This is a genomic window from Kitasatospora sp. NPDC087861, from assembly GCF_044742585.1.
Lineage (GTDB): Bacteria > Actinomycetota > Actinomycetes > Streptomycetales > Streptomycetaceae > Kitasatospora.
This window is the reverse complement of record NZ_JBIUUS010000029.1, coordinates 70187-92079: the sequence shown is the minus strand read 5'-3', so window position 1 is coordinate 92079 and position 21893 is coordinate 70187. Positions and strand designations below refer to the sequence as shown.

The 21893-nt window shown below is 72.9% G+C and carries 17 protein-coding genes; 11 read left to right on the top strand and 6 right to left on the bottom strand.

Features of this window, described 5'->3' with window-relative positions; translation table 11 throughout:
* The first annotated feature begins 503 nt into the window (after positions 1–503).
* Entirely contained in the window at positions 504–953 is a 450-nt protein-coding gene (locus tag ACIOJE_RS31625) for a PTS glucose transporter subunit IIA (RefSeq protein ID WP_280686358.1), read from the top strand.
* Positions 954–1052: 99 nt separating this feature from the next.
* On the top strand, positions 1053–2723 hold the full coding sequence (gene ptsP, locus ACIOJE_RS31620) for a phosphoenolpyruvate--protein phosphotransferase (RefSeq protein ID WP_400780912.1): 1671 nt from the start codon (positions 1053–1055) through the stop codon (positions 2721–2723).
* A 70-nt stretch (positions 2724–2793) separates the two neighbouring features.
* Here ptsP and ACIOJE_RS31615 read toward each other — a convergent pair whose 3' ends face one another.
* Genes ACIOJE_RS31615 through ACIOJE_RS31605 form a run of 3 tightly spaced genes read right to left on the bottom strand, consistent with a single transcriptional unit; the run spans position 2794 to position 6472 of the window.
* On the bottom strand, positions 2794–4896 hold the full coding sequence (locus ACIOJE_RS31615; RefSeq protein ID WP_400780910.1) for an acetoacetate--CoA ligase: 2103 nt from the start codon (positions 4894–4896) through the stop codon (positions 2794–2796).
* Positions 4897–4942: 46 nt separating this feature from the next.
* Positions 4943–5491, bottom strand: coding sequence for an NUDIX domain-containing protein (locus tag ACIOJE_RS31610; RefSeq protein WP_280686361.1), 549 nt, complete (start codon positions 5489–5491; stop codon positions 4943–4945).
* 33 nt (positions 5492–5524) lie between these two features.
* A complete protein-coding gene (locus tag ACIOJE_RS31605; protein ID WP_280686362.1) occupies positions 5525–6472 on the bottom strand; it encodes an NUDIX domain-containing protein in 948 nt (315 codons plus the stop codon).
* Positions 6473–6635: 163 nt separating this feature from the next.
* On the opposite strand from ACIOJE_RS31605, the gene mmuM reads away from it, so the two are divergent.
* The 7 genes from mmuM to ACIOJE_RS31570 all read left to right on the top strand — a co-directional run bounded on the left by mmuM (position 6636) and on the right by ACIOJE_RS31570 (position 17620).
* Positions 6636–7577 carry a homocysteine S-methyltransferase gene (gene mmuM / locus ACIOJE_RS31600; protein ID WP_400780908.1) on the top strand — a complete coding sequence of 314 codons (942 nt, stop codon included), beginning with the start codon at positions 6636–6638 and terminating at the stop codon, positions 7575–7577.
* A gap of 235 nt (positions 7578–7812) precedes the next feature.
* A complete protein-coding gene (locus tag ACIOJE_RS31595) occupies positions 7813–8577 on the top strand; it encodes an IclR family transcriptional regulator (RefSeq protein WP_280686364.1) in 765 nt (254 codons plus the stop codon).
* Between the two features lie 278 nt (positions 8578–8855).
* Positions 8856–9593 (top strand): MIP/aquaporin family protein, encoded by a 738-nt coding sequence (locus ACIOJE_RS31590; protein WP_400780906.1) that lies wholly within the window; start codon positions 8856–8858, stop codon positions 9591–9593.
* 93 nt (positions 9594–9686) lie between these two features.
* The gene (gene glpK / locus ACIOJE_RS31585) at positions 9687–11207 is read left to right on the top strand and encodes a glycerol kinase GlpK (protein WP_280686366.1); all 1521 of its coding nucleotides are present in this window, start codon (positions 9687–9689) and stop codon (positions 11205–11207) included.
* A gap of 150 nt (positions 11208–11357) precedes the next feature.
* A complete protein-coding gene (locus ACIOJE_RS31580) occupies positions 11358–12953 on the top strand; it encodes a glycerol-3-phosphate dehydrogenase/oxidase (RefSeq protein WP_280686367.1) in 1596 nt (531 codons plus the stop codon).
* A gap of 216 nt (positions 12954–13169) precedes the next feature.
* On the top strand, positions 13170–17168 hold the full coding sequence (locus tag ACIOJE_RS31575; protein WP_400780902.1) for a DNRLRE domain-containing protein: 3999 nt from the start codon (positions 13170–13172) through the stop codon (positions 17166–17168).
* The gene (locus ACIOJE_RS31570; RefSeq protein ID WP_400780900.1) at positions 17168–17620 is read left to right on the top strand and encodes a hypothetical protein; all 453 of its coding nucleotides are present in this window, start codon (positions 17168–17170) and stop codon (positions 17618–17620) included. Before ACIOJE_RS31575 ends, ACIOJE_RS31570 begins: the two co-directional genes overlap by 1 nt.
* A gap of 146 nt (positions 17621–17766) precedes the next feature.
* Here the strand turns inward: ACIOJE_RS31570 and ACIOJE_RS31565 are convergent, their stop codons facing one another.
* Entirely contained in the window at positions 17767–19164 is a 1398-nt protein-coding gene (locus ACIOJE_RS31565) for a gluconate:H+ symporter (RefSeq protein WP_400780898.1), read from the bottom strand.
* Positions 19161–19715, bottom strand: a complete 555-nt coding sequence (locus ACIOJE_RS31560) for a gluconokinase (protein ID WP_400780895.1) — start codon at positions 19713–19715, stop codon at positions 19161–19163. Before ACIOJE_RS31560 ends, ACIOJE_RS31565 begins: the two co-directional genes overlap by 4 nt.
* Positions 19716–19881: 166 nt before the next feature.
* On the opposite strand from ACIOJE_RS31560, the gene ACIOJE_RS31555 reads away from it, so the two are divergent.
* Positions 19882–20577 carry a FadR/GntR family transcriptional regulator gene (locus ACIOJE_RS31555; RefSeq protein WP_280685295.1) on the top strand — a complete coding sequence of 232 codons (696 nt, stop codon included), beginning with the start codon at positions 19882–19884 and terminating at the stop codon, positions 20575–20577.
* Between the two features lie 160 nt (positions 20578–20737).
* Positions 20738–21088, top strand: coding sequence for a hypothetical protein (locus ACIOJE_RS31550; protein ID WP_280685294.1), 351 nt, complete (start codon positions 20738–20740; stop codon positions 21086–21088).
* A 22-nt stretch (positions 21089–21110) separates the two neighbouring features.
* Here the strand turns inward: ACIOJE_RS31550 and ACIOJE_RS31545 are convergent, their stop codons facing one another.
* Positions 21111–21875 carry a metallophosphoesterase gene (locus tag ACIOJE_RS31545; RefSeq protein WP_400780892.1) on the bottom strand — a complete coding sequence of 255 codons (765 nt, stop codon included), beginning with the start codon at positions 21873–21875 and terminating at the stop codon, positions 21111–21113.
* Positions 21876–21893: the final 18 nt, after the last annotated feature.

The following is a 21893-nucleotide window of genomic DNA, read 5'->3' as shown; positions in this document are numbered from 1 at the left end:
CGTTGACTTTTGGCACGCTGTTGAGTTCTCAAGGAACGGACACTTCCTTCGGACCGCCTTCCAGCGGGCCCTCCGGGCGCTTCGTTCTTTCGTGTCTCCAGCTTACCAGACGTTTTCCGCCCCGTTTACCGGAGCTTTTCTCGTCTGAAATCTGGTGTTAACCGCCAAGTCGCGGCGACTCGGCCAACCATAGCGGGTCGTCCGCCGGAGCGCGAATCGAGGCGCGGCCGGTGTCACCCGGTAGGCGGCATGATTTGTTGCTCTCGCGAGCATATACAGCAGTGGTCCCGATTCGCCAAGATGCCTGTAGAGTGCGGCACATCGACCAAGAGGACTAGACCACTAGCGGTCGGTGAGCCGCCGGCCGTCGAGCCGGGCAGGGCGTGGGGCTTCGCCCTGGAATGTCAGCAGATGTCCAAAGTTGACATGATTTAGGCTTCGCTCGATGTCCTGCCGCTGCTCGCGGCCACTCGTCTTGTACTGCGCACCTGGGAGGCACAACCATGACCACTGTGACGTCGCCGCTGACCGGCAAGGTCGTCGGGCTCGCCGGCGTGCCCGACCCGGTGTTCTCCGGCGCGATGGTCGGCCCCGGCACCGCGATCGACCCCGTGCGTCGGCCGACCGAGGCGGTCGCTCCGGTGGACGGCGTCGTCGTCTCCATGCACCCGCACGCGTTCGTCGTGGTGGATGCCGAGGGCCACGGTGTCCTGACCCACCTGGGGATCGACACCGTGCAGCTGAACGGCGAGGGCTTCGAACTGCTCGTCAACAAGGGCGACACGGTGACCCGCGGCCAGGCCGTCATCAAGTGGGACCCGTCCGCCGTCGAGGCCGCGGGCAAGTCGCCGATCTCGCCGATCGTGGCGCTGGAGGCGAACGCCGACTCGCTTGGTGATCTGCGGGAGGACGGCGAGGCCGTCTCCGGCGATCCCCTGTTCAACTGGAGCTGACCTCTTTCTTTCCACACGCCCGCCCCGCAGGAGTTGCCGGGGCGGCCCGGCACACAGCGGTTCCCGGCGGGGCCGCTCCTCTCAGCGGAGACAGGTGACATGGAGAAGACGCTGCGCGGCGTAGGTGTCAGCCACGGGGTCGCAATCGGCCAGGTGCGGCACATGGGGACGGCGGTGCTGGAGCCCCCGGCCACCCAGATCCCGACCGAGGACGCTCCGCGTGAGCAGGCCCGCGCCCAGGCGGCGGTCGAGGCGGTCGCCGCCGACCTGATCGCCCGCGGCAACCTGGCCGGCGGCGAGGCGCAGGCCGTCCTGGAGGCCCAGGCGCTGATGGCGCAGGACCCGGAGCTGATGGCCGACGTGTCCCGCCGGATCACCGTCGGCAGCAGCGCCGAGCGCGGCGTGTACGACGCCTTCGCCGCCTACCGCGCGCTGCTCGCCTCCGCCGGCGACTACCTGGCCGGGCGGGTCGCCGACCTGGACGACGTCCGCAACCGCATCGTGGCCCGGCTGCTGGGCGTGCCGATGCCGGGCGTGCCGGACAGCGACGAGCCGTACGTGCTGTTCGCGCGGGACCTGGCGCCGGCCGACACCGCGCTGCTCGACCCGACGCTGGTGCTCGGCTTCGTGACCGAGGAGGGCGGGCCGACCAGCCACAGCGCCATCCTGGCCCGGGCGATGGGCGTACCGGCCGTGGTCGCGCTGCCCGCAGCGACGGACGTCGCCGAGGGCACCGTCGTCGCGGTGGACGGCAGCTCCGGTGACGTGCTGGTGAACCCGTCACAGGAGAAGCAGGACGAACTGCGGGCGGTCGCCGCCGAGCGCAAGGCCGCGCTGGCCACGTCCTCCGGCCCGGGGCAGACCTCGGACGGGCACCGCGTGCCGCTGCTGGCCAACGTGGGCGGCCCGGCGGACGTGCCGGCCGCGCTGGAGAACGGCGCCGAGGGCGTCGGTCTGTTCCGGACCGAGTTCCTGTTCCTGGACGACTCGGCGAAGGCTCCCAGCGAGGAGAAGCAGGTCGAGGCGTACCGCAAGGTGCTGGAGGCGTTCCCGGAGGGCCGGGTCGTGGTCCGGGCCCTCGACGCGGGCGCGGACAAGCCGCTGGACTTCCTGACCCCGACCGACGAGCCGAACCCGGCGCTGGGCGTGCGCGGTCTGCGCACCCTGCTGGAGCACCCCGAGGTCCTGCAGACGCAGCTGCGGGCGCTGGCCAAGGCGGCCGAGGGCCTACCGGTGCACCTTGAGGTGATGGCCCCGATGGTGGCCGACCGCAAGGACGCCAATGACTTCGCCCAGGCGTGTCGCGAGGCCGGGCTGGAGGCCAAGTTCGGCGCGATGGTGGAGATCCCGTCGGCCGCGCTGCGGGCGCGGGCGATCCTGCAGGAGGTCGAGTTCCTGTCGCTGGGGACCAACGACCTCGCGCAGTACACCTTCGCCGCCGACCGTCAGGTGGGCGCGCTGGCCCGCCTGCAGGACCCGTGGCAGCCGGCGCTGCTGGACCTGATCGCCGCGGCCGCCGAGGCGGCGCACGCGACCGGCAAGAGCTGCGGCGTCTGCGGCGAGGCGGCCGCCGACCCGCTGCTGGCCGTGGTGCTGACCGGTCTGGGCGTCACCAGCCTCTCCATGGGCTCGGCCTCGATCCCCTACGTGCGCTCGACGCTGGCCAAGTACACGCTGGCGCAGTGCCGCCGGGCCGCCGAGGCGGCCCGGGCGACGGACAGCGCCGAGGAGGCGCGGGCCGCGGCGCAGCAGGTGCTGTCGGGCGAGTAGCCGTAGCCGCCGGAAGAGGGGCGCTCCCACCGTCGAGGTGGGGGCGCCCCTTCGGCGTTCCGGGCTGGCGTCAGGCCTGCCGGTCGCGGCGGAGCTGCTCGAAGAAGCGCAGGTGGTCGATGTCGTCGACGGAGCCCGGGTTGACGGCCTGCTCCAGCGGGGTGCCGGAGAGGATGCGCTTGACCGGGACCTCGATGCGCTTGCCGGTGAGGGTGTGCGGGAGGCCGCGCACGGCGACGACCTCGTCGGGGACGTGGCGCGGGGAGAGCTCGCTGCGCAGCGAGGTGCGGATGCGGCCGACGAGCTCCTCGTCGAGTTCGGCGCCGGGGACGAGGACGACGAACAGTGGCATCCAGTACCCGCCGTCGGGCTCCTCCAGGCCGATGACCAGGGACTCGGCGATCTCGGGGAGGCGTTCGACCACCTCGTAGATGTCCGAGGAGCCCATCCGGACGCCCTGGCGGTTGAGCGTGGAGTCGGAGCGGCCGTGGATGACGACGGTGCCGCGGGAGGTGACGGTGATCCAGTCGCCGTGGCGCCAGACGCCGGGGTACATGTCGAAGTAGCTGTCGTGGTACCGGGTGCCCTCGGGGTCGTTCCAGAACCCGGTGGGCATGGACGGGATGGGCTTGGTGACGACGAGTTCGCCGACGGCGTCGGTGAGCGGGCGGCCCTGGACGTCCCAGGACTCGACGGCGGCGCCGAGGCAGGGGGCCTGGATCTCGCCGAGGTGGACGGGCAGGGTGGGGACACCGCCGACGAAGCAGGAGCAGACGTCGGTGCCGCCGCTGACGGAGGCGAGCCAGACGTCCTCCTTGACCTCGTCGTAGATCCAGCGGAAGCCGTCGGACGGGAGCGGGGAGCCGGTGGTGCCGATGCAGCGGACGGCGGAGAGGTCGAGGTCGCGCCCGGGGTGGAGGTCGGCCTTGCGGCTGGCGATCACGTAGGCGGCGGAGGTACCGAGGACGGTGGCGCGGGTGCGGGCGGCGACCGACCAGAGGGCGCCGGTGTCGGGGTGGCCGGGGCTGCCGTCGTAGGTGACGATCGTGGCCCCGACCAGGAGGCCGGCCAGCAGGAAGTTCCACATCATCCAGCCGGTGGAGGTGTACCAGAGGAAGCGGTCCCGGGGGCCGAGGTCGAGGTGGAGGCCGGCCTGCTTGAGGTGTTCGAGCAGGATGCCGCCCTGGCTCTGGACGATGGCCTTGGGCAGGCCGGTGGTGCCGGAGGAGTAGAGCACCCAGAGCGGGTGGTCGAAGGGGACGGCCTCGTAGACGGGTTCGACGTCGTCGGCGACCAGGTCGTCCCAGTGCAGGGCGCCCTCGGGGGCGGGGGCGCCGAGCAGCGGGACGTGCACGACGGTACGCAGGGTGGGGAGTTCGCGGCGCAGTTCGGCGACGACCTCGGTGCGGTCGTGGTCCTTGCCGCCGTAGTGGTAGCCGTCGACGGCGAAGAGGACGGCGGGCTCGATCTGCTGGAGGCGGTCCAGGACGCTGCGGGCGCCGAAGTCGGGGGCGCAGCTGGTCCAGATCGCGCCGACGGCGGCGGTGGCGAGGAGGGCGACGGCGGCCTGCGGGATGTTGGGCAGGTAGGCGCTGACGCGGTCGCCGGGGCCGATGCCCCGGGCGCGCAGGGCGGCGGCCAACGAGCCGACCTGGCGGCGCAGTTCGGACCAGGTGAGGACGGCCGGCTGCTCGGTGGTCTCGTCGAGGTGCAGGATGGCCGGGCGGTCGGCGTTGGTCGGGTCGTCGGCGGCGCGCAGGGCGTGTTCGGCGTAGTTGAGGCGGGCGCCGGGGAACCAGCGGGCGCCGGGCATGGCGGGGTCGGCGAGGACGGCCTCGGGGGCCTGGGTGAAGCGGACGTCGAACCACTGGGTGATCGCGGTCCAGAAGCGGTCGAGGTCGGCGGTGGACCAGGCGTGCAGGTCGGCGTAGCGCTGGGCGGCCTGCTGGTCGTCGTCGGCCGGGGCGAGCGGGGCGGCCGGGGCGCCGTGGTGTTCGGCGGCCCAGGCCTGGAAGGCCACCAGGCTGGTGGCTGCGGCGCGAGCGGGGTTGGGGCGCCAGAGCGGCTGGTCCTGGGGTGGGGTGCTCACGGTGGTGGTCTCCCGGCCGGTGGTGGGGACGGGAATGCTTGTGGCAGGCCCGTCCGGTTGGGCTGTCGGTGCAGACCATGCCATGTGAGCGGCCGCTGCGCCAGGGTCCGCCCGGTGGGTGCCGGGCTGGTCAGCGACCGGTGAACTCCCCGCTGAACCAGGACCGGAAGACCCGGGTGTGGAAGGCGAAGGCGAGTTGGGTGTCGGGGGTGGTGAGTTGCCAGCCCTCGGTCTCGTCGGTGGGGCGCGAGGGCGGGAGTTCGGCGAGCGGGCGGGCCGGGAGCAGGCCGAACAGACAGAGGAAACCGCCGTGGGTGTCGGAGGCGGTGGAGACCAGGGTGATGTCGGTGGCGGCGGCCAGGATGCCGGTCTCCTCGCGCAGTTCGCGGACGCAGGCCTGCTGCCAGCTCTCGCCGTAGTCCACGTAACCGCCGGGGAGGGCGAGTTCACCGTAGCCGGGCTCGATGGTGCGGCGGATGACGACGAGGGTGGGGTCGGCGTCGGGGCGGGTGACCGGGAGGAGGGTGACCACCACGGGCAGCGGGTTGCGGTAGCTGATCTCGGCGCAGCCGGGGCAGGTGCGGGGCCAGCCGTCGGTGCCGGGCGGGAAGGGCGTGCCGCAGAAGTGGCAGTGGGAGAAGGGTCGGCTGACCGTGCGTGTCATGTCGTCAGTGGTCATGGCCGGATGGTAGCCCGGCCCCGCGGCGGGCCGTCAGTGGATCTCGTCCCCGCGGATCTCGCCGGCGCGAGCCTCGCCTTCGCGGATCTCGCCCTCCCGGGTGGGGCGGAGCAGGGCGGGGTGCAGGAGGCTGGCGTCGCCGGCGTGGTAGGTGCGGGCCCGGGGGCCGCCGCGGGCGCCGCCGCGGGCGGTGGTGGCACCGGTGCTCTCGACGAAGCCGGGGACGGAGAGGACCTTGCGGTGGAAGTTGCCGGGGTGGAGCTTCTCGTCCCAGACGGCCTCGTAGACGGCGCGCAGGTCGGGGATGGTGAAGTCGTGGGGCAGGAAGGCGGTGGCGAGCGGGCTGTACTCGAGTTTGGCCCGGACGCGGTCGAGGCCGTCGGCGAGTATGCGCGCGTGGTCGAAGGCCAGCGTGCGGGAGGACTGGCCGGTGGGCCCGCCGACACCACCCCCGTGGGTGTCGGCGGGCGCACCGGCGGCTCGGGGTCGACCGTGGGGCCGGTGGCCCAGGTCGAGGTCGGCGACGGGGTGCCAGGCGGCGGCCGCGGCGTCCGTGCCGGCCTGCGGGTCGGGCAGGTCCGGGGCGAAGGCGAGGTAGGCGACGGAGACGACGTGCATGCGCGGATCGCGATCCGGGGCGCCGTAGGTACCGAGCTGTTCGAGGTGGACGCGGCAGAGCGCGGCCTCGACCTCGGAGCCGCCGAGCAGACCGGTCTCCTCGGCGAGTTCGCGGGCGGCCGCCCCGTCCAGGCCCTCCTCCCCGGCGCGCAGGAAGCCGCCGGGCAGGGCCCAGCAGCCCTGGTAGGGCGGGGCTCCGCGCTCGACGAGCAGGACGTGCAGGCCGCCGTGGCGCAAGGTCAGGGCGACCACGTCGACGGTGACGGCGATCGGGGCGTAGGCGCGCGGGTCGTAGGCGGCGAGCCACTCCTGCTCGCTCGTGGGCGCGGCCGGGCGCGGGGTGGACGGCTCGTCTGCTGTCATCACCGGCTCCTCTCCGCGTTCGCCGCCGTACGGGGCGCTGTCGTTCTCTGGCTGAGCACAACGTAGCGACTGCGTTCCCCGGCGGCAAATGGTTTTCCGGTTCGGCGGGGACGCCCGGCTTCTAGGCTGTGACCAGGAACGACCCCGCCCGAGGAGGCCCCCCATGCCCACTGCTCCCCCGCCGGACTTCGCCGCGGCGCTGGCGGCCGGTCCCCTGGTACTGGACGGCGGGATGTCGAACCAGCTGGCGGCGGCCGGGCACGACCTGTCGGACGAGCTGTGGTCGGCCCGGCTGCTGGCGGACGCGCCGGAGGCGGTGGTGGCGGCACACCGGGCGTACTTCGCGGCCGGGGCGGAGGTCGCCATCACGGCGAGCTACCAGGCGAGTTTCGAGGGCTTCGCCCGGCGCGGGGCGGGCCGGGCCGAGGCCGCGCGGCTACTCGCGCACAGTGTGGAGCTGGCCCGGGAGGCGGCGCGGGCCGAGCCGGGCGGGCGGCGGCGCTGGGTGGCGGCGTCGGTGGGCCCGTACGGGGCGGTGCTGGCGGACGGCTCGGAGTACCGGGGCCGGTACGGGCTGAGCACCGCGGAGCTGGTGGCCTTCCACCGGCCGCGGCTGGAGGTGCTGGCGGCGGCCGGGCCGGACGTGCTGGCGCTGGAGACGGTGCCGGACGTGGACGAGGCGCGGGCGCTGCTGGAGCTGGTGCGCGGACTGGGCGTGCCGGCCTGGCTGTCGTACAGCGTGGCGGGCGACCGGACCCGGGCGGGCCAGCCGCTCGCGGAGGCGTTCGCGCTGGCGGCCGGGGTGGACGAGGTGCTGGCGGTGGGCGTGAACTGCTGCACCCCGCAGGACGCGGACCGGGCGGTGGCACTGGCGGCCGAGGTGACCGGCAAGCCGGTGGTGGTGTACCCGAACAGTGGGGAGGAGTGGGACGCCGCCGGGCGGGGCTGGCGCGGCGAGCCGACGTTCCGCTCGGCCCGGGTGGGCGGCTGGCTGGCCGGCGGGGCGCGGCTGGTGGGCGGCTGCTGCCGGGTGGGGCCGGACGGGATCGCGGCGCTGGCGGCGGAGGTCGCGGTGCTTGACCGGTTGAGCGGCGTCGAGGGGTGAGCGGCGGGGCCGTCGAGCAGCGGGGCGGGCCGGACGGCCGGGCGGGCTGAACCGCACGGAGGGCGGACGGGTCGCGGGTCGGCGTCCGGCCCGGGGCCGGACGGGCCCTGGGTGAACGCGCGGTCGAGCGCGGGTTACCGAGGGGGAAGGTGCACGGACCGGCGGCGGCCTGGCAGACTCGTCCCGTTACCACTGCGGTCGACAATGTCGACCGCCTGTCAGCGCGGAGGTACCAATGCCCGGCCCGATCCAGTCGCTGTCCCGGGCCGCCGCCATCTTGCGCCTGCTGGCCGGCGGCGAGCGCCGTCTGGGCCTGTCCGAGGTCGCGACGGCGCTGGACCTCGCCAAGGGCACCGCGCACGGCATCCTGCGCACGCTGCAGCAGGAGGGGTTCGTCGAGCAGGACCCGGAGAGCGGCAAGTACCAGCTGGGCGCCGAGCTGCTGCGGCTGGGGCAGAGCTACCTGGACGTGCACGAGCTGCGGGCGCGGGCGCTGGTCTGGGCGGACGACCTGGCCCGGGCGGCCGGCGAGACGGTCTACCTGGGGGTGCTGCACCAGCAGGGCGTGCTGATCGTGCACCACGTGTTCCGGCCGGACGACACCCGGCAGGTGCTGGAGGTCGGCTCGATGCAGCCGCTGCACAGCACCGCGCTGGGCAAGGTGCTGGTGGCCTACGACCCGGTCGCGCGCGGGGAGCTGGGCGACGGGCCGTACGAGTCGTACACGCTGCGGACGCTGACCGAGGCGGGCGACGTGGACGCCGAGTGCGCGCTGATCCGCGAGCGCGGCTGGACGGACTCGGTCGAGGAGACCTGGGAGGGCGTGGCCTCGATCGGCGCGCTGATCCAGGACCGGCGGCGCAACCCGGTGGGCGCGGTGTGCATCAGCGGCCCGGTGGAGCGGGTCTGCGAGGACGGCTTCGTGAAGCCGTCCCTGGTGGCCTCGGTGCGCAGCGCGGCGCGGGCGATCTCGCGCGACCTGGGCGCCGGCAGGTTCTGACGCCGTAACGGCGACACTTCGTCACGCTGAGGCGCGGACGGGCGGTGGCCTGTCCGCGCCTTGGCGTTTTGCCCTGTTTTGGCGCACTCCGCTGGGTAACTTCGAGGGAAGGGTCACAGCTCCGTAACCCCGCCTTGACGTGGGGGCAACCGGGGGAGGAAGCTTCCGCATGACGGTCGACATTGTCGAACGATGGCCGGGAAGATCACTCCCCCGATGCGCTCACCCCGCACAACGATCGGCCGGCCGCCTGCCCCCACCCGCAACCTCCGGGCCTCATGGACAAGGGAGTCTTTGTGTCCGCGTTCTCCAACGGCGACGTCTTCGTCGGCGAAACCCTCGGCACCGCCGCTCTGATACTTCTCGGTGGCGGCGTCTGTGCCGCCGTGACCCTCAAGAAGTCGAAGGCCGTCAACGCCGGCTGGCTGGCGATCACCTTCGGCTGGGGCTTCGCCGTCCTGATCGCCGCCTACATGTCGGCCCCGAAGTCCGGTGCCCACCTCAACCCGGCCGTCACCATCGCGCTCGCCATCAAGAGCGGCGACTGGAGCCAGGTGCCGCTCTACCTCGGCTCCCAGATGCTCGGCGCGATCATCGGTGCCGTGCTGGTCTGGGCCGCCTACCTCGGCCAGTTCCAGGCCAACCAGGAGCCCACCCTCGGCATCTTCTCGACCGGGCCCGAGATCCGGAACCCGGTCCAGAACGTCCTCACCGAGGTCATCGGGACCTTCGTGCTCTGCTTCGCGATCCTCACCATCGGCACGAACAGCGGGCTCTCGCAGTCCGGCACCAGCACCCTGATGGTCGCCTTCACGGTGGTCGGCATCGGCCTCTCGCTGGGCGGTCCGACCGGCTACGCGATCAACCCGGCCCGCGACCTCGGCCCGCGCATCGCGCACGCCCTGCTGCCCATCCCCAACAAGGGCAGCTCCGACTGGTCGTACGCCTGGGTGCCGGTCGTCGGCCCGCTGATCGGCGGCGCGCTGGCCGGCGGTCTGTACAACGCCATGTTCTAAGGGCCGGGTTCGAACCCGCCGAGCACGGGGGCTGACCACTGCGTCAGGCCCACCCACCCCGTAACCCCCGAATCCTGAGCCGAGGACCTCCCCATGACCTCCACTGGCAACTACATCGCCGCGATCGACCAGGGCACCACCTCCAGCCGTTGCATCATCTTCGGCGCCGACGGCCGGATCGTCGCCGTCGACCAGCAGGAGCACCGGCAGATCTTCCCCCAGCCCGGCTACGTCGAGCACGACGCCGCCGAGATCTGGACCCGGGTGCAGTCGGTCGTCCGCGGCGCGCTGGACAAGGCCGGTCTGACCAAGGACGACATCCGCGCGATCGGCATCACCAACCAGCGCGAGACCACCGTCCTGTGGGACAAGAACACCGGTGAGCCGGTGCACAACGCGCTGGTGTGGCAGGACACCCGCACCGAGGCGCTCTGCCGCGAGCTCGGCCGCAACGTCGGCCAGGACCGCTTCCGCCGCGAGACCGGCCTCCCGCTCGCCAGCTACTTCGCCGGCCCGAAGATCCGCTGGCTGCTGGACAACGTCGAGGGCCTGCGCGAGCGCGCCGAGGCCGGCGACATCCTGTTCGGCACCATGGACACCTGGGTGATCTGGAACCTCACCGGCGGCGTCAACGGCGGCAAGCACGTCACCGACGTCACCAACGCCAGCCGCACCATGCTGATGAACCTCAAGACCCTGGCCTGGGACGAGGACATCGCCGAGTCGATGGGCGTGCCGATGGCCGTCCTGCCGGAGATCCGCTCCTCCGCCGAGGTCTACGGCGAGGCCGTCGGCGACCTGGCCGGCGTCCCGGTCGCCTCCGCGCTCGGCGACCAGCAGGCCGCGCTGTTCGGCCAGACCTGCTTCGACGAGGGCGAGGCCAAGTCCACCTACGGCACCGGCACCTTCCTGCTGCTCAACACCGGCGAGAAGATCGTCAACTCGTACCACGGCCTGCTGACCACCGTCGGCTACCGGATCGGCGACCAGGCCCCGGTGTACGCCCTGGAAGGCTCGATCGCCGTCACCGGCTCGCTCGTCCAGTGGCTGCGCGACCAGCTCGGCATCATCTCGACCGCCGCGGAGATCGAGACCCTCGCCAACACCGTCGAGGACAACGGCGGCGCCTACTTCGTCCCGGCCTTCTCCGGCCTGTTCGCCCCGTACTGGCGCTCCGACGCCCGCGGCGTGATCGCCGGCCTGACCCGGTACGTCACCAAGGGCCACCTGGCCCGGGCCGTCCTGGAGGCCACCGCCTGGCAGACCCGCGAGGTCGTCGACGCCATGCAGAAGGACTCCGGCGTCGAGCTCACCGCCCTCAAGGTCGACGGCGGCATGACCAGCAACAACCTGCTCATGCAGAACATCGCCGACGTCCTGGACGTCCCGGTCGAGCGCCCCTACGTGGCCGAGACCACCGCCCTCGGCGCCGCCTACGCGGCGGGTCTCGCCGTCGGCTTCTGGAACGACCTCGACACCCTGCGGGCCAACTGGCACCGCGCCGCCGAGTGGACCCCGCGCATGGACGAGGCCACCCGGGAGCGCGAGTACAAGAAGTGGCTCAAGGCCGTGGAGCGCACCATGGACTGGGTGGAGGAAGAAGAGACCGACTGACCGACACGCCGGTCGGGGCCCCGAGCCCCGACCGGCCGGTTCCGTTTCACCGGCCCGCCGCACCGGGCCGACCGGCCTCTCCCGTAGGGGCCGCACCGCACACGAGAGGAGTAACGGCGCAGCCTGACCCGCGCGCCGTACACAACCACCATGGCAACCATCCCGACCCTGGGCGCCGAGCGCACCGCCGGCCGCACCGCCTCCCGCGCCGAGACCCGTGAACTGCTCGGCAAGGCCACCTACGACCTGCTGGTGATCGGGGGCGGCATCCTCGGCACGGCCGTCGCCTGGACCGCCTCCCAGGCCGGACTCAAGGTCGCCATGGTCGACGGCGGCGACTTCGCCGGCGCCACCTCCAGTGCCTCCTCCAAGCTCGTCCACGGCGGTCTGCGCTACCTGCAGACCGGCGCGGTCAAGCTCGTCGCGGAGAACCACAAGGAGCGCCGCGCGCTCGCCACCGACGTCGCGCCGCACCTGGTCAACCCGCTGACCTTCTTCGTCCCGGTCTACAAGGGCGGCCCGCACAGCGCGCCCAAGCTCGGCGCCGGCGTCTTCCTCTACTCCGCGCTGTCCGCGTTCCGCGACGGCATGGGCCGGGTCTCCACCGCCGCCCACGCCGCGCAGCAGGTGCCCGCGCTGCGCACCGAGGGCCTGCGCTCGGTGGCCGTCTACGGCGACCACCAGATGAACGACTCGCGCGTGGCCGTGATGACCGTGCGCGCCGCCGTGGACGCCGGCGCCGTGGTGCTCAACCACGCCGAGGTCACCGGCCTGCGCTTCACCGGCGGCCGGGTCACCGGCGCCGAGGTGCGCGACCGCCTGGACGGCACCGAGTTCGGCGTCGACGCCCGCCTGGTGCTCAACGCCACCGGCCCGTGGGTGGACCACCTGCGCCGGATGGAGGACGCCGGCGCCGCGCCGTCGATCCGCCTCTCCAAGGGTGCCCACGTCGTCGTCAAGCGCCGCTCGCCGTGGCGCGCCGCGCTGACCATCCCGATCGACAAGTACCGCGTCTCCTTCGCCATCCCGTGGGAGGACCACGTCCTGCTCGGCACCACCGACGAGGAGTACACCGGCGACCCGAAGGACGTCCGGGCCACCGAGGCGGACATCGACCAGATCATGGGCGAGGCCGCGCACGCCATCCGCGACGAGCACCTCGACCGCGACCTGATCACCTACTCCTTCGCCGGCCTGCGGGTGCTGCCCGGCGGCCCGGGCGACACCGCCGCCGCCAAGCGCGAGACGGTCGTCACCGAGGGCAAGGGCGGCATGCTGTCGGTCGCCGGCGGCAAGTGGACCACCTACCGCCACATCGGCCGCACCGTGCTGGAGAAGCTGGCGCACGTGCCCGGCACCAGCCTCGGCGAGGACATGTCCCCGATCGCCGCGACCGTGCCGCTGCCGGGCGTCGGCGCGCCGAACGCCGTCGCGCACCGGCTGCTGATCGACCGCGACCCGGGCTCGCGGATGGAGCCGCTGGTGGCCAAGCACCTGGCCAGCCACTACGGCACGCTCTCCTTCGAGATCGCCCGCATGATCGACGAGAACCCGGAGCTCGGCCGGCCGATCCACGAGGACGGCCCGGACGTCTGGGCCCAGGTCGCCTACGCGGCCGACAGCGAGTGGGCGTACACGGCGGACGACGTGCTGCGCCGCCGCACCACGATGACGGTGCGCGGGCTGGACACCCCGGAGATCCGGGACGAGGTCGAGGCCTTCCTCGCGAAGCGCGGGACCAAGTAGGCACAGTCCCGGTCACAAGGGCGGGCACTCCCGGAAACGGGGGTGCCCGCCCTTTTCGCACTCGTTCGCGTACCGTGCGTCACGATCGGATCAATTTCTTCAGGAAATCTTCAGATATTGGGGGCTTTTGACCCGCTTTCACCATGATCACCTTCTCGGCGATCCTTCCTATGCTCCGGCCAGCACTGTTCACCAACAGTGGGTCAAGGAGCAGCAATGCACGTCTCAAGACGGACCCTGAGCGGTCCGCTGGCACTCACGCTGGCGTTGTCGCTGGCGGGCGGGGCCCAGGTCGCGTTCGCGGCCAAGCCGCAGGCCAAACCCACCCCCGGCAAGCCGCCGACGGCGGCCGCCACCGACCCGACCGGCAGCATCGGCGCCGCCAGGGTCGCCGCCCGGACCACCGGCAAGCGGGTCGAGGCGGTCTCCGAACGCAGCGAGATCTCCACCACCTGGGTCAACCCGGACGGCACCCTCACCACCGAGCTGTCCGCCGGCCCGGTGCGCTTCCTGCGCAACGGCGCCTGGACCGACGTCGACCTCACCCTCAAGGCCTCCGCCGACGGCTCGGTGGCCCCGGCCGCGCACCCGAACGCGATGAAGCTGGCCGGCGCCGGCGGCAAGCGCGCCCGTACGCTCCAGGAGTCGCAGGCCGGCGCGGAGCCGGCCCGCACGCTCGTCTCGCTCGGGTCCGGCGACGACGAGCTGGCCCTGCAGTGGAAGGGCGGCCTGCCCCGGCCCGAGCTGGACGGCCCGCGGGCCACCTACCGGGACGCGATCGGCGACGGGGCCGGGGACCTCGTGGTCGAGGCCACCCGGACCGGCTTCGAGCAGTTCGTCACGCTCAAGCAGCGCCCGGCCGCCATCGGCTACTCGTACACCATGCCGTTGCAGGCCAAGGGCCTGAAGGCGGTCCCCCAGCCCGACGGCAGCGTGCTGTTCACCGACCGGAGGAACGGTCGCAAGCGCGCCGTGCTGCCCGCCCCGGTCGCCTGGGACGCCACCACGGCCCCCGGCTCCAGCGAGCACCCCCGGCAGGCGAAGGTCGGCCTCCAGGTCGTCCAGCGTGGCGACGACGTCGACCTGGTCTTCACCCCCGACGCCGCCTTCCTGGCCGACCCGGCCACCGTGTACCCGGTGACCGTGGACCCGGCCACCGCCGGTCTCGGCAACTCCTTCGACACCCGCGTCCAGCAGGGCGAGACCGTCGACTGGTCGGCCGACACCGAGATCTACTGGGGCAACTCGGGCACCAAGAACGCCGACGGCTCGGCCCGCCCGGCCCGTTCCTTCATCGACTGGAACACCTCCGCGATCGCCGACGCGCTGGTCTCCAGCGCCACCCTGTCGCTGTACAACTTCCACTCCGGCAACAGCGACTGCCTCAACTACGCGTGGGACGTCTACGACACCGGCCTGGCCTCCACCTCCTCGCGCTGGACCAACCAGCCCGCCTGGGGCACCAAGCGGGCGACGTCCGCCGAGACCAAGGGCCGGGCGGCCTGCGGCGGCGCCGGCTGGATCAACGCCGACGTCACCGCCCTCGTCCAGACCTGGGCCTCGGCGAAGAACCAGGTCTCCGGCATGGGCCTGCGCGCGCCCGACGAGACCAACACCAAGTTCTGGAAGGAGGTGAACTCCGCCAACGCGGCCGGCAACAACCCGAAGCTGACGGTCAACTACAACTACCGGCCGCGCACCGGCACCAACCAGCAGGCCGGCCCGCCGTTCCTGCAGGACGGCACCGGCACCTGGCGCGTGGACACCACCACCCCGGTGCTCCGGGACACCTTCGTCGACCCCGACGGGGACAAGGTGACCGGCACCTTCCAGCTGGTGGACGCCATCTCCGGTGCGCAGGTCGGCAACGTCAACGTCTCCGGCTACGTGGCCAGTGGCACGCCCGCATCCGTGACCGTGCCGCCCGGCCTGCTCCAGTACGGCCATACCTACCGGTTCCGCACCTCGCCGTACGACGGACTGCACTACAACCTCGGCTGGTCCGCCTGGGCCACGTTCAGCGTCGCCCCGCTGCCGGACGTGCCCACCGCGCTGCAGAGCGGCGCGCAGCAGACCCTCACCCCGGTGCTCTCCGCCCTGGTGACCAACCCCAACCAGGGCCGGGTGCGCACCGAGTTCACGCTCAAGGGCGCCAACGGACAGCCGCTGCCGACGGTGCTGGCGCCCGCCTGGGCGGAGAGCGGCACCCGCGCCGCCGTCCAGGTGCCCGACGGCGCGCTGACCGACGGCGGCAGCTACACCTGGGCCGCCCGCGCCTGCGCCGCCGTCGGCTGCTCCGCGTGGAGCGCCGACCAGCCGCTGACCGTCCAGGCGGCCAAGCCGCCCGTGCCGCCGACGCCGACCACCGTGGTGCTCACCGGCCCCACGCTCGCCGGTGCCTCCGCGGCCACCGCCGGCGGCGGCTGCGCCACCGGGTCCTGCCCGGCGGCGGACCCGGCCGAGCTCCGGGTCGGCACGGTCGCGGACGGCAGCACCTGGGCCGGCTGGCTCGGGCCCGACCTGACGGCCGTTCCGGCCGGCTCCCGGGTGGTCGGCGCCAAGCTCGCGTTGACCCGCTCGGACTGCCCGGACGGCTGTGGTGAGGCCGCCGTGGACATCTTCCAGCTCGGCTCGGCCTGGGCCCCCGGCCAGGGCGGAGCCGCACTGACCGCCGCCACCGGAACGGAGAGCTTCGCCTCCGCCGCCAAGCCGTCCGAGACCGACCTGGCCACCATGGTCGGCTCCTGGATCGAGAAGGGCGAGGCCTACGGGCTGGCCCTGCGCCCGCCGGCCGACTGGGCCGGCGTCGCCCGGTACCACTCCGCCACCGCGGCGGACCCGGCCCAGCGGCCCCGGCTGACCCTCGACTACCTGGCGCCGACCGCGCCGGGCCCGGCCGAGCTGGTCACCGCGACCGGCGCGGACGCCGGACTGGTCGTCACCTGGAACGCCCCCGCCGACCGGGGCGCGGTCGGCGACGTCGGCTACACCGTCCGGGTCGAGACCTCCGACGGCACCCTCGCCAAGGAGCTCACCACCGCCGACACCCGCGCCGTGGTCACCGGGCTGGACAACACCCGCTCGTACCGTGCGCTGGTCACCGCCCGGAACAGCTACGGCGCCGCGGCCCCGGTCGCCTCCGCCGTGGTCCAGGGCACGCCGACGGCCGGTGGCCCGGACCAGTACCGCGGCTTCGTGCAGGAGTACCTGGACGCCCGGAACAAGATCAAGATGAGGACCGGGTTCACCGCGCCCGACGCCGCGGCCGAGGCCGCGCACGGCACCGTCTTCGTCGATCTGCTGGCCACCCAGGAGGCCTCGCTGGTCGCCAACCGCGAGGCACTGGCGACCCAGAACCAGGTGTACGCCGCGGCGGCGGTCTCGCTGACCGACGTGGTGGTGGACCAGAAGACCGCCGGCAAGGTCGTCGTCCGGGCCACCGTCAAGGACTCGGTGATGATCCGCACCAACGGTGTGGACTCCCCGACCGAGAGCGCGGGCCCGCGGCGGTTCGAGTTCACCGTCGGCTCCGCGGCGGTGCTCACCGCCGAGGCCGACGACGGCGCCGCCGAGCAGAAGCTGTCCTCCTCGGCCGCCGCGCAGGCCCAGGTCGAGGTCGCCGACGCCTCGCAGCCCGACACCGCCGGCAGCTCCGGAGCCGTTCCGCTCGGCCCCGACGGCTTCCCGCTCGCCTCGGCCCCGCAGGGCGGCGCCGTCCAGGCCGGGTACAACTACAACGGCACCGCCGACTGGGCCCGCCGCAACGTCGGGATCTCGTGGGACTACGGCCAGGACTGCACCAACTTCGTCTCCAAGGCCCTGTACTACGGTGGCGGCATGCGCGTCCGCTACGGGTTCAAGACCTTCGACAGCGCCTGGTGGACGAACGACTACTGGCTCTTCGGCTGGCACAAGAACCGCAGCTACACCTGGGCAGGTGCCGCCAACCTGCGCCGGCATCTGCTGTACTACCGCAACACGGTGTACCTGACGAGCACTGCCTACGCCCGGCCCGGCGACATCGTCTTCTTCAAGTGGCGCAACGAGTCGGTGGTCAACCACGCGGCCGTGGTGGTCAGTTGGGGCAGCACGATGGAGCTGCGCCAGCACGGCCGGTCGAACGTCACCACGCTGAACGAGGTCCTGGCGTACTACCGGCAGAAGGGCGACCCGATCGAGTGGATCACCGTCGTCCGACCGCTCGGGACCAACTGATGGTGCCCGGACGCCCGGTCGCGGCGGCGCTGGCGGCCGCCCTGTCGGCCATCCTGCTGGCCGGGTGCTCCAGCGGGCCCTCGGACGCCGAGCTGGCGTACGTCGGCGACTACGCCGGCCACCCGCACCTGCGGGTGACGGGCTATCCGGTCACGGGCACGCTGGGTCTGGTCCAGCAGGTCGTCTGGCGGCTCGCCGACGGCTCCGCGGACCGGCTGGAGAAGCTGGCCGCCTCGGAGGGCTCGGCCGCCGAGCACCGGGACACCGCGGCCGCCTGGGTGCGGGACTACCAGCAGGGCGCCAAGGGGTCGGTCACGGCCGACTTCGGGGACGACCCGGCCAACCGGCAGACCGTGGTGCTGAGCTTCCACGGGACCGGTCAGGTGAAGGAGCTCCAGCTGCGCCCGGACGGCCGGGACGGCGGCGACGGCTGGCGGATCCTGATGCGGTAGACGCCCTGCGACGGGCGGGCGTTCGGGTCTCCGGGCGCCCGGCGAACGCGCCGAGGGGCGGCACCCGTTGCGTACGGGTGCCGCCCCTCGGCGGTGAACTGCGGCTGCGGCTGCGGCTGCGGCTGCGGCTGCGGCTGCGGCTGCGGTCATATGATCAGGCTGAGCGGCATGATCAGGGCGATGGCGACGACCGAGATCACGGTCTCCATCACCGACCAGGACTTCAGGGTCTGCCCGACGCTCATCCCGAAGTACTCCTTCACCAGCCAGAAGCCGGCGTCGTTGACGTGCGACAGGAAGAGCGAGCCGGCGCCGATCGCCAGCACCAGCAGGGCCGCGTGGGTCGAGGACATGTCGGCGGCGAGCGGGGCGACGATGCCGGCGGCGGTGATGGTGGCGACCGTCGCCGAGCCGGTGGCCAGGCGGATCAGCACCGCGATCAGCCAGCCCAGCAGCAGCGCCGAGATGTGCCACTTGCCGGACCATTCGCTCACCGCGTTGCCGACGCCCACGTCGATCAGGGTCTGCTTGAAGCCGCCGCCGGCGCCGACGATGAACACGATGCCGGCGATCGGGCCGAGCGACTTGCCGACGGTGTCGGAGATCCGGGCCTTGTCGAAGCCGGCCGCCTTGCCGAGGGTCAGCATGCCGAGCAGGGTCGCGGCGAGCAGCGCGATCAGCGGCGAGCCGATGAAGTCGAAGACCCGCTGGGCCATCGCCTTCGGGTTGTCGACCACGACGTCGGTCAGGGCCTTGCCGAGCATCAGCACGACCGGCAGCAGGATCGTCGCCAGCACCGCGCCGAAGGACGGCGTGTGCTCGGGCTTGGTGGTCTCCTCGGGCGCGGTGGCCTTCGGGATCTCCAGCGGGCCGACCCAGCGCTCGGCCAGGCGGGAGAACAGCGGGCCGGCCACGATCAGGGTCGGCACGGCGATGAGCAGGCCGAGCGCCAGGGTGATGCCGAGGTCCGCCTTCAGCGCGTCGACGGCGACCAGCGGGCCCGGGTGCGGGGGCACCAGGCCGTGCAGCACCGAGAGGCCGGCCAGGGCGGGGATACCGATCCGCATCAGCGGCACGTTGCCGCGACGGGCGACCAGCAGCACGATCGGGATCAGCAGGACCACGCCGACCTCGAAGAACAGCGGCAGGCCGAGGACGGCGGCGATCAGCGCCATCGCCCACGGCAGTACCTTGTTGCCCGACCGGGCGAGCACGGTGTCCGCGATGATGTTCGCGCCGCCGGAGTCCGCGAGCAGCTTGCCGAGCATCGCGCCCAGGCCGATCAGCAGGCCGACGCCGGCCACGGTGGAGCCGAAGCCCGTGGAGAAGCTGTTGAGCAGCTTGTCGAACGGAGCGCCCGCGACGACGGCCAACAGGCCGGAGCCGAGCGTGAGGGCGAGGAAGGGGTGCAGCTTCAGCTTGGTGATCAGCAGGACGATCACACCGATGCTGAGCAGGACCGCGATCAGCAGCTGGGAGTCGCTGCCGGTGTGCGGCAGAGCCGGTGGGGCGGCCGCAAGAAAGGAGGTGGGGGACAAGCTCACGCGAGGTCTCCATTGACGGGCCGCAGCAGCGCCACGGCCTTCTCGACGAGTTCTTCGGGGGACGGGCCGACGTCCAGGACGGCGCCGCGCTCGTGCGCGCCCAGGGGTTCCAGGGCGGCGTACTGCGAGTCGAGCAGCGACGGCGGCATGAAGTGGCCGGTGCGGTGGGCGAGCCGGTCCTCGACCAGCTCGTGACCGCCGCTGAGGTGCAGGAAGTAGGCGCCCGGGCAGGCCGCGCGCAGGGTGTCGCGGTAGCGGTGCTTCAGCGCCGAGCAGGTGACCACGCCACCGGTGCCGGCCTCGGCCCGCTCCTTGAGCCAGGCGCCGAGGGCACGCAGCCAGGGGGCGCGGTCCTCGTCGTCCAGCGGGATGCCGGCCGACATCTTGGCGATGTTGGCCGCCGGGTGGAAGTCGTCCGCCTCCGCATAGGGGAGGTCGAGGCGGTCTGCCAGCAGGCGGGCCAGGGTGGTCTTGCCGACACCGGAGACGCCCATCACCACGATGGTGGGAGGAGTGTCCGGGAGGTCGTGGTTCTCGACGCTGAGAGCCATGGGTGGTGCTCCTTCGTTGCCTGGCCGCCACTATCGCCTCAAAGATATGACGTATTCAAGTGTCGGAAACCAAATCGTCATACTTTTGAGCTGTGGGGTAGGTCGCAGGCCGGAGGCGGAGGGGCGCGCCGGTGGTGCCGGCCGGACGGGCGTCTACGCTGGGCGGATGGAGATCCAGGGGCTGCCCGGGCGGCTGCTTGACGAGCTCGGGCCGGCGATCGCGTCGGGAGAGATTCCCGAGGGCGCGGTGCTGCGCGGCGAGGAGCTGGAGGAGCGGTTCGGGGTGTCCCGGACGGTGGTCCGGGAGGCGGTGCGGATCCTGGAGGGAATGCGCCTGGTGGCGTCCCGGCGGCGGGTCGGCATCACCGTGCAGCCCAGGTCGCTCTGGGACGTCTTCGACCCGCTGGTGATCCGCTGGCGACTGGCCGGCGCGGACCGGTCGGCCCAGCTGCGCTCGCTCGGTTCGCTGCGGGTGGCCGTCGAGCCGGCCGCGGCCGCGCTCGCCGCGGTGCACGCGAGCGACGACGACCGGCGCGAACTCGGTTCGCTGGCCGTGGAGTTGACCGTGTCGGCGCGGGCCGCCGACCTGACCACCTTCCTCCGGCACGACATCGACTTCCACGCCACCGTGCTGCGCGCCTCCGGCAACGAGATGTTCGCCCACCTCGGGGACACCGTGGGGGCGGTGCTCACCGGGCGGACCGAGTACCATCTGATGCCCCATCAGCCGGAGCCGTACGCGATCCGGCTGCACCGCGAGGTCGCCGACGCGATCTGCGCGGGCGACGCCGCGCAGGCCGAGCAGGCCATGCGGACGATCGTGGCGGGCGCGCTGGAGGAGCTCAACCAGCAGTTGGGCTGACCTCCCGCGCTGTGGGCTGCCCGGATCACGTGCTTTGGCGGTAGTTCGGTGGATTCGGACGCATAGTCCTGGTTCGGCGGGGCAGAGTCTGCCAAGGGGGGCGCGTTTCGCGTGCGCCCGCCCCGTGTCCGCCGCCGAGTCCGCGCCTGGGGGTCGCTCGATGTCCGTGCCACGCCGCCGTCGCCGCCTGCCCGACGAGGTGCGCGCCGCCGCCGTCCGGGCGGTGCTCTGCCTGTCCTTCACCCTGGTCGGCGTGGTCGTCGCCACGCTGGCCTCGTACGCGGACAGTTGGCTGATGACGCCGGCGCTGATGGCGATGGGGCTCGGGGTGTTCGGCACGATGTGGTGCCTGCTGGAGATCCTGATCTCACGCCAGGTCGCCGCCCAGCGGCTGCGGGCGCCGGGCTCCGCGCACCCGATGGCGGGCAGCCGGACGCCCGACCCACTGGCCGCCCGGCCACTCCCCCGCCCCGGCGGGCCGCCGCGGCAACCGCGGGTGCCGACCGCGTAGGGCACCCGGTCGACTCCGCGGGTCAGCTCGCCGGGACGGCCCGGTAGTGGGTGGTGAGCCGGCCCTCGTCGTCCAGGACGTGGAAGGCGAGCATCGGCGGCTGGGTGAAGGAGATGCCGCGCCCGCCCTCGCAGGGCAGCGTGACGGTGGAGACCACACCGGGGGCGACCAGCAGCGGCAGCCCGGCGAGGGTGGTGGCGGCGCCGGTGTGGGAGTGGCCGCAGAGCAGGCCGGCCACCCGAGGGTGGCGGGCCAGCACGGCGGTGAGCGCCTGCTCGCCGTACTGGCGGATCCGGTCGACGGTGGGCAGGTGCAGGATCGCCGGCGGGTGGTGGAAGGCCACCAGCGCGGGCAGGTCGGGGCGCCCGTCCGCCAGTGCGGCGTCCAGCCAGGCCAGGGTCTCCTCGTCCAGCAGGCCGTCGTCGCGGCCGGGGATCGAGGAGTCGAGCATCAGCACGTCGGCGCCGGGCAGCCGGTGCAGCCGGTTGATCGGGCCCTCCCCGGCGGCCTCGCCGAGCAGGACCTCCCGGTAGGGCGCCCGGTGGTCGTGGTTGCCGGGGCAGGTGAGCACCGGGTACCGGGAGTGCAGCACCTTGGCCACCTGCTCGTACTCGGCGGGCAGGCCGTGATCGGCGAGGTCCCCGGTGACGAGCACGGCGTCCAGCGGGCCGGGCAGGGCGTCGAGGTACGCCATCACCTGCTCGGCCCGCCGCCGGGCTCGCTTGCCGCCGTCCCGGCGGTGGTCCTGGCCGAGGTGGATGTCACTGAAGTGCGCGATCGTCAGCATGACGGCCACGCTAGCCAG

Coding starts and splice junctions, on each gene's coding strand:
- ACIOJE_RS31625 (WP_280686358.1), top strand. CDS start 504: ATGACCACTGTGACGTCGCCGCTGACCGGCAAGGTCGTCGGGCTCGCC.
- ptsP (WP_400780912.1), top strand. CDS start 1,053: ATGGAGAAGACGCTGCGCGGCGTAGGTGTCAGCCACGGGGTCGCAATC.
- ACIOJE_RS31615 (WP_400780910.1), bottom strand. CDS start 4,896: ATGGCATGGTCTGCACCGACAGCCCAACCGGACGGGCCTGCCACAAGC.
- ACIOJE_RS31610 (WP_280686361.1), bottom strand. CDS start 5,491: ATGACCACTGACGACATGACACGCACGGTCAGCCGACCCTTCTCCCAC.
- ACIOJE_RS31605 (WP_280686362.1), bottom strand. CDS start 6,472: ATGACAGCAGACGAGCCGTCCACCCCGCGCCCGGCCGCGCCCACGAGC.
- mmuM (WP_400780908.1), top strand. CDS start 6,636: ATGCCCACTGCTCCCCCGCCGGACTTCGCCGCGGCGCTGGCGGCCGGT.
- ACIOJE_RS31595 (WP_280686364.1), top strand. CDS start 7,813: ATGCCCGGCCCGATCCAGTCGCTGTCCCGGGCCGCCGCCATCTTGCGC.
- ACIOJE_RS31590 (WP_400780906.1), top strand. CDS start 8,856: ATGGACAAGGGAGTCTTTGTGTCCGCGTTCTCCAACGGCGACGTCTTC.
- glpK (WP_280686366.1), top strand. CDS start 9,687: ATGACCTCCACTGGCAACTACATCGCCGCGATCGACCAGGGCACCACC.
- ACIOJE_RS31580 (WP_280686367.1), top strand. CDS start 11,358: ATGGCAACCATCCCGACCCTGGGCGCCGAGCGCACCGCCGGCCGCACC.
- ACIOJE_RS31575 (WP_400780902.1), top strand. CDS start 13,170: ATGCACGTCTCAAGACGGACCCTGAGCGGTCCGCTGGCACTCACGCTG.
- ACIOJE_RS31570 (WP_400780900.1), top strand. CDS start 17,168: ATGGTGCCCGGACGCCCGGTCGCGGCGGCGCTGGCGGCCGCCCTGTCG.
- ACIOJE_RS31560 (WP_400780895.1), bottom strand. CDS start 19,715: ATGGCTCTCAGCGTCGAGAACCACGACCTCCCGGACACTCCTCCCACC.
- ACIOJE_RS31555 (WP_280685295.1), top strand. CDS start 19,882: ATGGAGATCCAGGGGCTGCCCGGGCGGCTGCTTGACGAGCTCGGGCCG.
- ACIOJE_RS31550 (WP_280685294.1), top strand. CDS start 20,738: ATGTCCGTGCCACGCCGCCGTCGCCGCCTGCCCGACGAGGTGCGCGCC.
- ACIOJE_RS31545 (WP_400780892.1), bottom strand. CDS start 21,875: ATGCTGACGATCGCGCACTTCAGTGACATCCACCTCGGCCAGGACCAC.